The sequence below is a fragment of the Enterobacter cloacae complex sp. IR5384 genome (genome assembly GCF_049237265.1).
Classification (GTDB): Bacteria; Pseudomonadota; Gammaproteobacteria; order Enterobacterales; family Enterobacteriaceae; genus Enterobacter; species Enterobacter cloacae.
The window spans coordinates 183,633-197,423 of the sequence record NZ_JBMKHJ010000001.1 but is presented as its reverse complement, the minus strand read 5'-3'; the positions used below and the strand labels follow the sequence as shown (position 1 = coordinate 197,423).

Annotated in this window: 14 protein-coding genes; 7 read left to right on the top strand and 7 right to left on the bottom strand. The window is 52.2% G+C overall.

All coding sequences use genetic code 11. From position 1 onward, the window contains the following. The first annotated feature begins 47 nt into the window (after positions 1-47). From ACOTX3_RS01010 to ACOTX3_RS00985, 6 genes are read left to right on the top strand one after another with little or no spacing between them, the layout of a single operon-like run. On the top strand, positions 48-803 hold the full coding sequence (locus tag ACOTX3_RS01010) for a Gp138 family membrane-puncturing spike protein (protein WP_127868986.1): 756 nt from the start codon (positions 48-50) through the stop codon (positions 801-803). Then, a complete protein-coding gene (locus ACOTX3_RS01005) occupies positions 803-1,156 on the top strand; it encodes a hypothetical protein (protein WP_094935658.1) in 354 nt (117 codons plus the stop codon). The genes ACOTX3_RS01010 and ACOTX3_RS01005 overlap by 1 nt, the downstream gene beginning before the upstream one ends. Continuing rightward, positions 1,157-2,353 (top strand): baseplate J/gp47 family protein, encoded by a 1,197-nt coding sequence (locus tag ACOTX3_RS01000; RefSeq protein ID WP_127868987.1) that lies wholly within the window; start codon positions 1,157-1,159, stop codon positions 2,351-2,353. Continuing rightward, positions 2,350-3,006 (top strand): DUF2612 domain-containing protein, encoded by a 657-nt coding sequence (locus ACOTX3_RS00995; RefSeq protein ID WP_047633919.1) that lies wholly within the window; start codon positions 2,350-2,352, stop codon positions 3,004-3,006. The genes ACOTX3_RS01000 and ACOTX3_RS00995 overlap by 4 nt, the downstream gene beginning before the upstream one ends. 3 nt (positions 3,007-3,009) lie before the next feature. Next, positions 3,010-4,374, top strand: a complete 1,365-nt coding sequence (locus tag ACOTX3_RS00990; RefSeq protein WP_127868988.1) for a gp53-like domain-containing protein — start codon at positions 3,010-3,012, stop codon at positions 4,372-4,374. Between the two features lies 1 nt (position 4,375). Continuing rightward, entirely contained in the window at positions 4,376-4,849 is a 474-nt protein-coding gene (locus tag ACOTX3_RS00985) for a tail fiber assembly protein (RefSeq protein WP_047063917.1), read from the top strand. Between the two features lie 53 nt (positions 4,850-4,902). On the opposite strand, the gene ACOTX3_RS00980 is transcribed toward ACOTX3_RS00985, so the two are convergent. Then, positions 4,903-5,994 carry an acyltransferase family protein gene (locus tag ACOTX3_RS00980; protein ID WP_421631596.1) on the bottom strand — a complete coding sequence of 364 codons (1,092 nt, stop codon included), beginning with the start codon at positions 5,992-5,994 and terminating at the stop codon, positions 4,903-4,905. 150 nt (positions 5,995-6,144) lie between these two features. Beyond that, positions 6,145-6,411, bottom strand: a complete 267-nt coding sequence (locus tag ACOTX3_RS00975) for a DinI family protein (RefSeq protein ID WP_063927904.1) — start codon at positions 6,409-6,411, stop codon at positions 6,145-6,147. A 425-nt stretch (positions 6,412-6,836) separates the two neighbouring features. Between ACOTX3_RS00975 and pepN the strand changes: the two genes are divergently transcribed. Next, on the top strand, positions 6,837-9,449 hold the full coding sequence (gene pepN / locus ACOTX3_RS00970) for an aminopeptidase N (protein WP_058651223.1): 2,613 nt from the start codon (positions 6,837-6,839) through the stop codon (positions 9,447-9,449). Positions 9,450-9,500: 51 nt separating this feature from the next. Here the strand turns inward: pepN and ssuB are convergent, their stop codons facing one another. Genes ssuB through ssuE form a run of 5 tightly spaced genes read right to left on the bottom strand, consistent with a single transcriptional unit; the run spans position 9,501 to position 13,741 of the window. Further along, a complete protein-coding gene (gene ssuB, locus ACOTX3_RS00965; protein WP_038985600.1) occupies positions 9,501-10,271 on the bottom strand; it encodes an aliphatic sulfonates ABC transporter ATP-binding protein in 771 nt (256 codons plus the stop codon). After that, a complete protein-coding gene (gene ssuC, locus ACOTX3_RS00960; protein WP_029883221.1) occupies positions 10,268-11,059 on the bottom strand; it encodes an aliphatic sulfonate ABC transporter permease SsuC in 792 nt (263 codons plus the stop codon). Before ssuC ends, ssuB begins: the two co-directional genes overlap by 4 nt. Positions 11,060-11,068: 9 nt before the next feature. After that, positions 11,069-12,214 carry an FMNH2-dependent alkanesulfonate monooxygenase gene (ssuD, locus tag ACOTX3_RS00955; RefSeq protein ID WP_058651224.1) on the bottom strand — a complete coding sequence of 382 codons (1,146 nt, stop codon included), beginning with the start codon at positions 12,212-12,214 and terminating at the stop codon, positions 11,069-11,071. After that, a complete protein-coding gene (locus ACOTX3_RS00950; protein ID WP_023619891.1) occupies positions 12,211-13,173 on the bottom strand; it encodes a sulfonate ABC transporter substrate-binding protein in 963 nt (320 codons plus the stop codon). Before ACOTX3_RS00950 ends, ssuD begins: the two co-directional genes overlap by 4 nt. Next, positions 13,166-13,741, bottom strand: coding sequence for an NADPH-dependent FMN reductase (gene ssuE, locus ACOTX3_RS00945; RefSeq protein WP_023619892.1), 576 nt, complete (start codon positions 13,739-13,741; stop codon positions 13,166-13,168). The genes ACOTX3_RS00950 and ssuE overlap by 8 nt, the downstream gene beginning before the upstream one ends. Between the last annotated feature and the right edge of the window lie 50 nt (positions 13,742-13,791).

Sequence of the window (13,791 nt, the reverse complement as noted above, 5' to 3'; positions counted from 1 at the left end):
TAAAACCCGCCACTAGGCGGGTTTTTTTGCTTTCTGGAGCCTACAAAATGGCAGTATCTGACCAGACCCGCAGCGGCGACCTTGCCGAAACATTCAAATCTGAGCGGGAAACAACAAAGAACCAGATCCGCGTCGCTTTGCCTGGCATCGTTCAGTCATTCGATCCCGGCGCGGTGACGGCGGTTGTGCAGCCTGCTATCCGTTCGGTTGAAACGGATAACGACGGAAACCGCATTACCAAAAATTACCCGCTGCTGGTGGATGTGCCGGTGGTATTTCCGCGCGGCGGGGGATGCACGCTAACGTTCCCGGTTAAAGCCGGTGATGAATGCCTGGTTATTTTCGCCGATCGCTGCATCGATTTCTGGTGGCAGAACGGCGGGGTGCAGGAGCCTGTCGACGACAGGGTGCATGATTTATCGGATGCGTTCTGTATCGTCGGGCCGCAGTCACAGGCGCAGAAAATTAGCGGAATCAGCACCAGTGGCGCGCAGCTGCGTACTGATGATGGCGCTGCGTTTGTGGAAGTGGCCGCAGGTCATAACATCACGATTAAAACTCCCGGCGCGCTGACGGCGACAGTAGAAGGGGGAACCACGATCACATCACCCACTATCACGCTTAACGGCAACGTGACAATAAACGGGAATCTCTCTCAGGGTATGGGCGCAAGTGGCGGTACCGCGACGATGCTCGGCCCTGTCACGGTGACTAACGATGTAAAAGCCGGTGGTAAGAGCCTGATGTCGCATACGCACGGAGGTGTACAGACCGGCGGCGGTAATACAGGAGCGCCTAACTGATGCGATACAGACGTGAAGACGCCGAGGGTGATTACACCTTTGGCAGCGGCGATGATACATGGCTGATTAACTCACCCGAGGCCGTGGCCCAGGCGGTAAAAACGCGATTCGAATTATGGTATGGGCAATGGTTCCTCGACACTACCGAGGGCACACCGTGGATTCAGTCCGTACTCGGTAAACAGAAGCCAGAAACCTACAACCTGGCGATCCGTAAGCGCATCCTCGAAACGCGGGGTGTTAAATCCATTCTCTCTTTCAATACGACAGTGAACACGACGACGCGCCGCGTCCAGTTCTTCGCTGAAATCGACACTATCTACGGAACAACGACAGTAACCAGCGAGGCATAAATGGCCCTCAATTTGGACACACTCGGCTTATCGGCAACGGTAACCGCTGAGGGGATCAGTGCGCCTGATTACCAGACGATACTTGATACCCTGAAAAGCTATTTCCAGCAGATTTATGGCAGTGACGCTTATCTGGAGCCAGACAGCAAAGACGGCCAGATGGTGGCTATATATGCTCTGGCTATTCACGATGCCAACAACACGGCTATAGCAGTCTATAACTCCTTTTCTCCGTCAACTGGTATCGGTCGCGCACTTTCAAGCAACGTAAAAATTAACGGCATTGCCAGGAAGGGAGCCACCAACTCAACTTCAGATCTTGTTCTGGAAGGTGAGCCAGGAACGCTCATCACTGCAGGCATGGTGCGAGATGAAAATGGGAAACTATGGGCTCTACCAACAAACATCAATATTCCGCCATCGGAGAGCGTGACCGTAACCGCTACGTGTACGACACCCGGTGCAGTTGCTGCGCTGGCTGGTACCATCAGGAACATTGCAACCCCTACCCGAGGCTGGCGAACGGCCATCAACCCGGCAGCGGCCACGCTCGGGCAACCCGGGGAAAACGATCCGCAGTTACGTGCCAGGCAGTCAAGAAGCACAGCATTACCTTCCAAGACGACCATTGACGGTATGGACGGTTCTTTGCTGGATATTTCCGGTGTAACACGGGTACGTATTTACGAGAACGACACGGACACCACTGACAGCAATGGTCTGCCGCAACACTCAATATGTGCAGTGGTGGAAGGCGGCGACGCTACTGAAATAGCCACTGTCCTTTCTAAGAAGAAGGACCAGGGAACTTTCACCTTTGGTACCACTAATGTCGACATCACCGGCAAGTACGGGGAACCGAAAACAATCAGGTTCAGCAGGCCAACAATCGTCAACGTATTTGTTGATATTGAACTGACCACCTACCCGGGGTATACGTCGCAGATTGCTGATCAGATGAAGTTGGAGATTGCAAAGTACATCAACAGTCTCGGTATTGGTGAGAATGTACTCATCAGCCGGATTTATTCACCTGCCAACCTCGGGGTAATGAGTGGAGGGGCCAGCCGTTATTACGATATCACCTCACTTAAAATTGGTAAGACGGCCGCCGGGGTAAGTGCGGCGAACGTGGACATTCTGTTTAACGAAGCCGCTGCTGGGGGCGTTGCCAACATTAAGGTGACACCAGTATGAGCAAATACACAGAACGGATAACGAATTACCACGCAACTAAGCCTCTTTTTGAACAACACGTTGATCTAATAACCCGGCCGCTAACCGACATCGTAAAAGCACAGGAAAGCTTTATAGCTGCGTTTGACCTCGATCGGGCCATAGGTGTGCAGCTCGACGTCGTTGGTGAGTGGGTGGGGCGTGGTCGGACAGTGAGCGTACCTATCGCAGACGTCTATTTCTCCTGGGACACCGAAGGGCTGGGATGGGATCAAGGTAGCTGGCAAGGCCCGTTCGACCCTGATACGGGTTTCACCCGTCTGAGTGACGATACGTACCGTGTGGTACTGAAAGCGCAAATCGCGATTAACACCTGGGATGGCACGATCGGCCATCTTGAGGACATTCTCGAAACCATCTTTGCCGGTTCCGGAATAGAAATGCAGATCATCGATAACCAGGACATGAGCATCACGATAAATGCTATCGCCATTAATGGAATAGCCAATACATCGGCTGAGCTTATTTCCGTTATCAAAGCAGGTGAGCTGAATATCAAAGCTGGTGGCGTGAGAGTTAAAAATCTCAATGTCATTGATCCCGCTCGTCCTCTATTTGGTTTTGACACACAGAGTATCGCTATCGCCGGTTATGACGCCGGATACTGGAGCTAATAAATGGCAAAAAACGAGTTTAAGCCCTTCTCAATAGCTGGTGGGGCTAACGTTATTTCACAGGCTGACTATGAGGTTCTGGCAGCCCTTTCTACCGGATTTACCGCAGGAGTTGCAAAAGCTAGCGAAATTAACAAAGTCCTGCGACAGGCATCTTTCGTTGCAGCTGCACTCGCTCAGTTTATCAGTGACAAAACCAATAGTGATGTACTGGACGATGGTAGTCTGTCTGGGTTTGAAACGAAACTGATTGCAGCCCTTAATGCGCTTTCACAGCCGCTGGATGCCACGCTCACAGCGCTCGCCGGGTTGCAAACTGGTCCGAATAAAGTCCCCTATTTTACGGACGCGGATATTGCAGCACTGACAGACCTGACTTTGGTGGGGAGAAATATCATAGGGAAGGGGTCTGTCAGCGAGGTAGTACAATATCTTGGATTACAGAATGCTCTGGTTAAGGGTTCTTATGGGTTAGGGTCACGAGATAGCCAGAGCGCGGCCAGCAAAGAGCATGTTGGTAGTTTTTTCTACGAGCCATTTCAGCCTGGCACCCTTTATCCTGATAGTGTTGTTGCCATCGAATCCGCAGGCCCCACATCTCAGGAGTGGGGGCAGTTTGCGGTTTCCTATGGTACGTCTATTCGTGTTTTTGCTGCTCACAAATCATATTCAGGTCAGCCCGAAACGACGGAGCTTTACCATGACCAAAGGAAACCAACAGCCAGTGATGTAGGGGCATATCCCTTAACTGGTGGCATTCTTAACGGCAATATGTCCGCTACGGGTAGTGTGACATCTGGTGCCGGGAAAGATATTTCATCAGGCCAAGATATATGGGCTGGCAGAGATATCTATGCCCAACGAAATTTAAGTGTGACCTCCATTGCATCTGTCGGTTCTGATTTGAGTGTTGGAGGCAGCGTTGGTGTTACGGGAAATGTAGATGCGGGTGGCTTTGTTCGATCGGGTGCGGGTAAGGATGTGGTATCACAAAATGATATCTGGGCATCTCGAAATATTTATGAAAATGGCCAGCGTGTCTATAGCCCAAACAACCCACCGCCTAATAAATTCAGCAAATCGCTGAATACCATTTCATGGGAAAAAAACCTTGAAACGGGTGTAATTCGACAATGGGGATATGTTGCTGTTAGCGATAATGATTTTGTCAGCGTAAACTTACCGCTAGCGTTTCCTTCTTCCTTCTTGTGTCTTAACGTTACTCCAAGTGCAGCAGGACGGATTGCGGGTGAGGATGTTCTATCCGCGCATGGGCAAATCACCAGCAACACTACATTTGGTGTTGGGCTGTCTGCTAATTTTCAGGGTAGTTATACGGGCGTGTATTTCGAGGCAATAGGAGTTTAATATGGCGATTTATAATAAAGATACAAAACAGTATTCCATTAGTGGTTATAACAATTATGCATGGTCAGCTTCAAAAAATGTTTTCTACCTTATTACTGACTTGATTACATATGTCAGAGCGGGGAACTGGCCTAGTGATGCTGTAGAGGTATCAGACGATGTATTTAACGAGTTTGCTGCCTTCCAGAATGAAAACGGGATGATCAGAGGTGTCGGTAGTGATGGTCTTCCTGCATGGGTGACGCCACCTGAACCTTCAAAGGAACTGCTGATACGAAATGCAGAAGCTAATCGTAATACGCTTACTGCAAAAGCTAGCCTTGAAATTGATATGTTGATGGATGCAGAGTCTGATGGAACAATTACCGATGATGAAAGAAAATTACTGGCAAAATGGAAAACTTATCGCCTTTCATTACGTCGACTTGATTTAACAACGGCACCGGACATCGACTGGCCTGAAATCCCCGTCTGATTAAGAATTCTTTGATTGCAGGGGGAATTACTATAACCCCCTGCATTTATTACTTAACCAGACACCGCATGCTTTGCATTCTTTTTAAAAAAAGGTTTCTCGATATAATTATATGAAGCATATGCAAGAATGATTGAAATAAAGCAATACAAACCAAATTTCAACCACCCGTTAGGAAATCCTATTTCAGTAAGGCGCTTGTCTAATCCTGAATTCATTAATGTGTGTATCAGGTAAAGAGAGTAAGAAATGTCACCTAAGAATAGAGCGAATTTCGGAGTTTTGTTTTTAAAAAGATCTTCATTTATAGTTAAAGCTACAAAAAGGAATAGCATATACAAACCTCCCGATAATGGGCCGTGAGTAATGTTCTGTGAAAAATGGACACTGCTTATAGAACTTATCAACAATAAAATTCCAATTATTCTTCTGGCGAGTGCTGGGAAAATAATTATATGACTATATGCCTTTTGAAAAATAACACCATAAAGAAATAAAATAATTATGGGATTTGTTGCCAGATTAATGAATTTGTTATCTGACTCAATACCAATGTCACTTAAAGTTGGTGAGAAGCCAATCATTGCAGGAACGGAAAATACCATTGCTATAATGATTAAGGCTAAAGCAAAAGTTCTGTTTTTAATAAAAATAGATAATGAAACAAGTAAGTAAAAATAAATTTCGTATATCAGTGACCATCTGATTCCGTACATACTTTCATTGTTTAGATAAAGCGGCCCGTTCTGAGATGTAACTGGTGTTAATGTGAATGCGCTAATCAAATTTTCTACTTTTTCTGAATAATGGAACGTACTCATTGCCCCACCAGTTATGAATGCAATAAATAACCAAAAATAATATGCAGGCAGCACACGTTTCAGACGATGCTTAACAAATACAAAGCAACCATTAATGTCATAGTTTACCTTGCTAGTAGACATCGCTATGACGAATCCGCTAATAATAAAAAATATATCTACACCAAGGTAACCATATTTCATTAAACTCTTACCTAGCCCATCATACGCAGAATCTAAAATCCAGCTAAAATGAAAAAGCATTACTGTAACTGCTGCCAGACCGCGCATTGTATGCAGTGAATCGAGTCTGTTGTTTAGATTCCCCGCCAAACTATCTTTCATATAATTTCTCTTGCTGATTTGTTTGTTCTGGCTGAATTAGTGGAGCGTAAATATTTTAGATGCCGCAGTCCCGAGTATGCAAGAAATGACTGCGGCTGGCTGCCAAGTATTCATCGCGAGAAATCGAAGGGAGTGTTACCCGAGTAATACTTAAAGTCCAACCTGGCGAACTGTCGGGAACTCGGAAACCAGCCACATATCGGCCTCTTCAAACATCTCCTCCAGCATGCGGTTCAACTTTTCCCGATCGCTTTTGCTGGCATCACTGTTCAAGCCGTTCGCCTGCATCGGCTTCACCTTCACTTCGGCATCAGGGAAAATCTGGTGCACCCGCTTCGTCAGCTCGGCCAGAATGATCTCTCTGGCCCCTTCGAGCCCCTCAACATTTCGCTTGTCATAAACCAGTTCTACGAACATAAGTGCTCCGCTAATCACTGTTTGAATATACAGTATTTTTGCTTTGGCGGTTTTGTCTGTCAAGGAATGAACAACTTGTTTTTAAATTTTGGGGAACATACTGCTGGCGTGTTTGTTATCGATTTGCCCTACAGGGCTTATGTGGTCTGGCGTTGACTAGAATTATGCGTGGGGCATGGATGGGGCAAAAGTGGTATGTGAAGTTCGTTAAAGTTCGTTAATCAAGCTTTATCTCGATCTCGCTCATCCCTTGTTTAAAGCGCTCCTGGACGATCTTTATCGATTTTAAAAACTATGAGTTCATATTATACAAATGTAGCAAAAAGGGTGTTTGTACCTGAAAAGATGAACATTCTGCATAGCGCGATCTACACAACAGGAATAGACTGGAATCGTTATTCGACAAACGATGCATAAGGTTTTCTATGACACAACAGCCACAAGCCAAATACCGCCACGACTATCGTGCGCCGGATTACCTGATTAGCGATATCGATCTGACTTTTGACCTGGATGCCACTAAAACCGTTGTGACGGCGGTAAGCCAGGTGACGCGCCAGAGCGCGACGGCAGTGCCGCTGCGTCTGGATGGTGAAGACCTGACGCTGGTCTCCCTGCATATTAATGATGCAGCCTGGACTGACTATAAAGAAGAAGACAACCAGCTGGTGATCGATAACCTGCCGGAACGCTTTACGCTGCGCATCGTGAATGAAATCAGCCCTGCCGCCAATACGGCGCTGGAAGGGCTCTACCAGTCTGGCGTGGCGCTGTGCACCCAGTGTGAAGCGGAAGGTTTCCGCCACATCACCTGGTATCTTGATCGTCCGGACGTGCTGGCGCGTTTTACTACCAAAATCATCGCGGATAAAACGCTTTATCCTTTCCTGCTCTCTAACGGTAACCGCGTGGGTGAGGGTGAGCTGGAAAACGGCCGTCACTGGGTACAGTGGCAGGATCCGTTCCCAAAACCATGCTACCTGTTTGCGCTGGTGGCGGGTGATTTCGACGTCTTACGTGACACCTTCAAAACCCGTTCTGGCCGCGAAGTGGCGCTGGAACTGTTCGTTGACCGTGGTAACCTCGATCGCGCGCCATGGGCGATGACCTCGCTCATCAACTCCATGAAATGGGACGAAGAGCGTTTTGGTCTGGAATACGATCTCGACATCTATATGATTGTCGCCGTCGACTTCTTCAACATGGGCGCGATGGAGAACAAAGGTCTCAACATCTTTAACTCCAAATACGTGCTGGCCCGTACCGATACCGCCACCGATAAAGACTACCTCGATATCGAGCGGGTTATTGGCCACGAATATTTCCATAACTGGACCGGTAACCGCGTCACCTGCCGCGACTGGTTCCAGCTGAGCCTTAAAGAAGGCCTGACCGTATTCCGTGACCAGGAGTTCAGCTCCGATCTGGGCTCGCGGGCGGTTAACCGCATCAACAACGTGCGCACCATGCGTGGGTTGCAGTTCGCGGAAGATGCCAGTCCGATGGCGCACCCAATTCGTCCGGACAAAGTCATCGAGATGAATAACTTCTACACCCTGACGGTGTATGAAAAAGGGGCGGAAATTATCCGTATGATCCATACCCTGCTGGGCGAGGAGAACTTCCAGAAAGGGATGCAGCTCTATTTCGAGCGTCACGACGGCAGCGCCGCCACCTGCGATGATTTTGTGCAGGCAATGGAAGATGCGTCGAATGTGGATCTCTCTCACTTCCGCCGCTGGTACAGCCAGGCCGGTACGCCGATTGTCACCGTTAAAGACGATTACAATCCGGAGACCGAGCAGTACACCCTGACCATCAGCCAACGCACGCCGCCAACGGCTGAGCAGGAAGAAAAATATCCGCTGCACATCCCGTTCAGCATTGAACTGTATGATAACGAAGGCAAAGTGATCTCGCTGCAGAAGGGTGGCCACCCGGTACACCACGTGCTGAACGTGACCCAGGCAGAGCAGACCTTTATCTTCGATAACGTCTATTTCCAGCCGGTGCCTGCGCTGCTGTGTGAATTCTCTGCACCAGTGAAGCTGGAGTACAAGTGGAGCGATCAGCAGTTGACGTTCCTGATGCGTCACGCGCGCAACGATTTCTCCCGCTGGGATGCCGCTCAAAGCCTGCTCGCGACATACATCAAGCTGAACGTTAATCGTCATCAGCAGGGCCAGCCGCTGTCGCTGCCGGTTCACGTGGCTGACGCGTTCCGTGCGGTTCTGCTGGATGAACAGATTGATCCGGCCCTCGCGGCTGAAATCCTGACGTTGCCGTCCGCGACCGAAATCGCCGAGCTGTTCGAGACCATCGATCCTATTGCCATCGTGGCTGTGCGTGAAGCGCTGACCCGCACGCTGGCGGCCGAACTGGCGGATGAGTTCCTGGCGATCTACAACGCCAACAAGCTGGATGCGTACCGCGTGGAACATGGCGACATTGGTAAACGTTCCCTGCGCAATACCTGTCTGCGCTACCTGGCCTTTGGTGAAACAGACCTGGCGAACACGCTGGTGAGCAAGCAGTATCACGAAGCGGATAATATGACCGACGCGCTCGCAGCCCTGGCGGCAAGCGTGGCAGCCGAGTTACCGTGCCGTGATGCGCTGATGCAAGAGTATGACGACAAGTGGCACCAGGATGGCCTGGTTATGGACAAGTGGTTCATTCTGCAGGCGACCAGTCCGGCAGCCGATGCGCTCAGCAACGTGCGCAGCCTGCTGAAGCATCGCTCCTTTACCATGAGCAACCCGAACCGCGTCCGCTCCCTGATTGGCGCGTTTGCCAGCAGCAACCCGGCTGCGTTCCACGCGGAAGACGGCAGCGGTTATCAGTTCATGGTAGAAATGCTGACCGAGTTGAACAGCCGTAACCCGCAGGTGGCATCACGTCTGATTGAGCCGCTGATCCGCCTGAAACGCTACGATGCGCAGCGCCAGGCGAAGATGCGTGCCGCGCTTGAGCAGCTTAAAGGGCTGGAAAATCTCTCTGGCGATCTGTACGAGAAGATTTCGAAGGCGCTGGCGTAATATAAACGTTAATCCCACCCTCTCCCTGTGGGAGAGGGCCGGGTGAAGGCATCAGGCATTAGCCGTAATCAACGCGCGCTCATTCACACCGCGCCTCATCACCCGCTCCAGCACCTCCGCTTCCAGCTCTGCCAGTCTGGCCGATCCCACACGGCGAGGGCGTGGAATATCCACCGTCAGATCCAGACCAATTTTTCCCTCTTCTATTAACAGCACCCGGTCGGCCATGGCGACGGCTTCGCTCACGTCGTGCGTCACCAGCAGGACCGTAAAACCGTGCTCCTGCCAGAGCGAGGCAATTAAATCCTGCATTTCAATCCGCGTCAGGGCATCAAGTGCCCCGAGCGGCTCATCGAGCAGCAGCAGGCCTGGACGATGTATCAACGCCCGCGCCAGCGCTACGCGCTGTTTTTGCCCGCCTGAGAGGGCCGCAGGCCAGTCACCGGCGCGATCCTCCAGCCCGACGGCGGCCAGCGCCTGACGCGCCTCCTCCCGCCAGTGACCTTTCAGGCCCAGCCCGACGTTATCGATCACCGTTTTCCAGGGCAGCAGGCGCGCATCCTGAAACATCATGCGGGTATCATCCTGAATATTGGCCAGCGGCGTTGTCCCTGCCAGAATCTCCCCTCCATTCGGCGCTTCCAGTCCGGCTAACAGGCGCAGCAGCGTACTCTTGCCGCCGCCGCTGCGGCCGACAACGGCCACAAATTGTCCGGCGGGGATATGCAGATCCAGGGCGTTAAGAATGGTTTTGTCGCCGTAGCGTTTCGTGACGCCGTTAAGTAACAGCGGTGTCCCCTGAGTGAGTCGGGCGGTATTCATGCTTTCGCCTCCTGAGAGAAATAGGCCGGGTTCCAGCGCAGCCAGCTGCGTTCCAGCCACTGGGCGCTGACGTCAGCAAGTTTGCCCAGCAGGGCATAAAGGATAATGGCGACTACCACCACGTCCGTTTGCAGGAATTCGCGGGCGTTCATTGCCAGATAGCCAATGCCGGAGTTGGCTGAAATGGTCTCCGCGACGATCAGCGTCAGCCACATCAGGCCGAGCGCAAAGCGAACGCCAACCATAATGGAGGGCAGGGCGCCCGGCAGCAGCACGTTGATAAACAGGGCAAATCCTGATAATCCGTAGCTGCGTGCCATCTCAACCAGCCCGCGATCGATATTGCGGATCCCATGCCAGGTATTGATATAAATCGGGAACAGCGTGCCCAGCGCCACGAGGAAAATTTTGGCGCTCTCATCAATACCAAACCACAGAATGACCAGGGGGATCAGCGCCAGATGCGGTACGTTGCGCAGCATCTGAATGGAGGTATCCAGCAACCGTTCCCCCCAGCGGGACAGGCCGCTGATCAACCCCAGCGTCAGGCCGATGCTCCCGCCGATGGCAAACCCAATCACCGCGCGCCAGGAGCTAATGGCCAGGTGCTGCCACAGCTCGCCGCTGGCACTCAGCGACCAGAAGGCTTCGATTACGCCCTCCGGAGAGGGCAGGATGCGGCTCGACAGCCAGCCGGTAGAGGAGGCCAGTTGCCAGATAAGGACAATGCCGACAGGTAAAAACCACGGGGCGGCGCGCAACAACCATTTTTGTGAGGTGAGAGACATAGCCACTCCTTAGCTTTGCGCGACTTTACGCGGAATAAACTCGTTGGCCACGGCTTCGCCCTGAAGCTGCAGCTGGCGGGGCTGCGGAATGTCCGGGATAGCGACATCCAGATGCGGGAACAGCAGTTCACCCACTTTGTATGCCTCCTCAAGATGCGGATAGCCCGAGAGGATAAAGCTGTCGATACCCAGCTCAGCATATTCATTGATACGCGCCGCCACGGTCGGGCCGTCACCCACCAGCGCAGTACCTGCGCCACCACGAACCAGGCCGACACCCGCCCAGAGATTGGGGCTGATCTCCAGATTCTCGCGTTTGCCGTTATGTAACGAAGCCATCCGGTGCTGTCCTACGGAGTCGGTTTTCGCAAATGCCGCCTGCGCTTTGGCGATGGTCTCATCGTCCAGATGCGAGATCAGCCGGTTAGCGGCCTGCCAGGCCTCTTCGTTGGTTTCACGCACAATCACGTGCAGGCGAATGCCAAAGCGCACCTTTCGGCCGTGGGCGGCGGCTTTGGCCCGCACCTGGGCAATTTTCTCTTTCACCAGTTCAGGTGGCTCCCCCCAGGTCAGATAGAGATCGACCTGTTCTGCCGCCAGATCCTGTGCCACATCCGACGATCCGCCGAAGTAGAGCGGTGGACGCGGCTGCTGTACCGAAGGAAAGTAGAGTTTCGCGTCGCGAACATGAATATGCTTGCCATCAAAGGTGACCGTTTCCCCCTCAAGCAGACGTCGCCAGACGCGGGTAAACTCGGCGGAGGCCTCATAGCGTTCCGTATGATCGAGGAACACGCCGTCACCGGCCAGTTCCTGCGGATCGCTGCCGGTGACCAGGTTAAACAGCGCGCGTCCGTTGGAGAGCCTGTCGAGCGTTGCCGCCTGACGTGCGGCAACGGTCGGGGAAACCACGCTCGGACGCAATGCCACCAGGAATTTCAGGCGCTGGGTGACCGGAATCATCGACGCGGCGACCAGCCAGGCGTCTTCGCACGAGCGTCCGGTGGGGATCAGCACGCCGGTGAAACCGATTCGGTCTGCCGCCTGCGCAATCTGCTGCAGATAGCCGTGGTCAACCGGGCGCGACCCCTCTTCGGTACCAAGATAGTGTCCATCACCGTGGGTGGGTAAAAACCAGAAAAGATTCAGACTCATGATTTGGCTCCTTCTTTGGCTGCGGGTTGCCAGATGCGTTCGCGAATGTTCACCTGTTTTGGTACTAAGCGGTTTTGATAAAAGAGGTCGGCAGTCTGTTGTTGCAGGGCTGCAACATGCGCGTCCACCGGGATAATGGTGGTGGGTGGACGGTGGTTGAGGTAGCTCGCGATCACCGCCTCCGGTAAGCCCATGGTTTTCGCCAGCAGGGTGATGCTCTCGGGGCGCTGGCTTTGCGTCAGGGTATCGGCTTCGGTAAAGGTATTCAGGACCTCCTGAACAAAGGCACCGTTTTTCTCTGCATACGGACGGGCTGCCAGGTAGAACGAACCGGTCTGTTTCAGGGTAGTGCCATCTTTCAATACCCGTACGCCGCCCTGAAGTAATGCCGCGGAGTAGTAAGGATCCCAGATAGCCCACGCGTCGACATTGCCTTGCTGGAAGGCGGCGCGGGCATCAGCAGGGGTGAGATAGACGGGCTGAATATCGGTGAACTTTAGCCCGGCCTCCTGCAGGGCGCGGAGTAGCAGGTTGTGCGAGCTGGAACCTTTCTGGAATGCGACTTTGTGACCTTTAAGTTCGGCGACATTTTTAATGGCGCTATTTTCCGGCACCAGAATCACCTCGGCTTTGGGTTTCGGTGGCTCAACGCCAACGTAGACCAGATCGGCCCCGGCCGCCTGCGCAAAGATCGGTGGAATATCGCCAGTACTGCCTAAATCGATGCTTCCAACGTTCAGCGCCTCCAGCATTTGTGGCCCGGCAGGAAACTCCACCCAGGAGAATTTGGTCTGTGGGAAGCGTTTTTCCAGAAGCTGGTGGCTTTTTGCCAGCACCATACTGACGCTGCCTTTCTGGTAACCAATGCGCAAACTGTCAGGTGCCGTCTCTGCTGCATGGGTCAGGGACGAGAGTGTGAGCAGACCAGCCAGGCTGATACGGGTAAGTGTTTTAAACATGTGCGACTCCTTGTGGCTGTCCAAACGCAGGTGCCTGAATATCGCGACGGTGCAGGGCATGCCAGAATGTCTCCAGCGCAGTGTCGAGCCGGGTTTGCAGATTCGGTGTGAAATGCGGTTTGTGCTGGTAATCGATAACCTGCGAGTCATCGGCAAAAACGCCGTGCAGGATCTCCTGCGCCTTCAACGCGTTCAGTACCGGCTTCAGGGCGTAATCCACGGCCAGTAAATGCGCAACCGTACCGCCCGTAGCCAGCGGCAACACCACTTTTCCATCAAGTGCACGTTCAGGCAGCAGATCGAGCAAGGTTTTCAGTGCGCCGGAAAATGAGGCTTTATAAATCGGGGTCGCGACGATAAGCCCGTCAGCACTTTTTAGCTGTTCAATCAGGGTTTTCAATGCCGGACTGTCAAAGCGCGCGTAGAGCAGATCCTCAGGTTCAAAGTTGTGCAGATTCCAGTGGCACACTTCCACATCCAGAGCATTAAGCCTTTCGCGGGCATATTCCAGCAGGGCGCTGGAACGAGAAGGGAAACGTGGACTTCCGGCCAGGGTGATGACGCGCATGTGTGCTCCTTATAACTAATTGTTTGCTTTTATCTAACATTCATAACAAT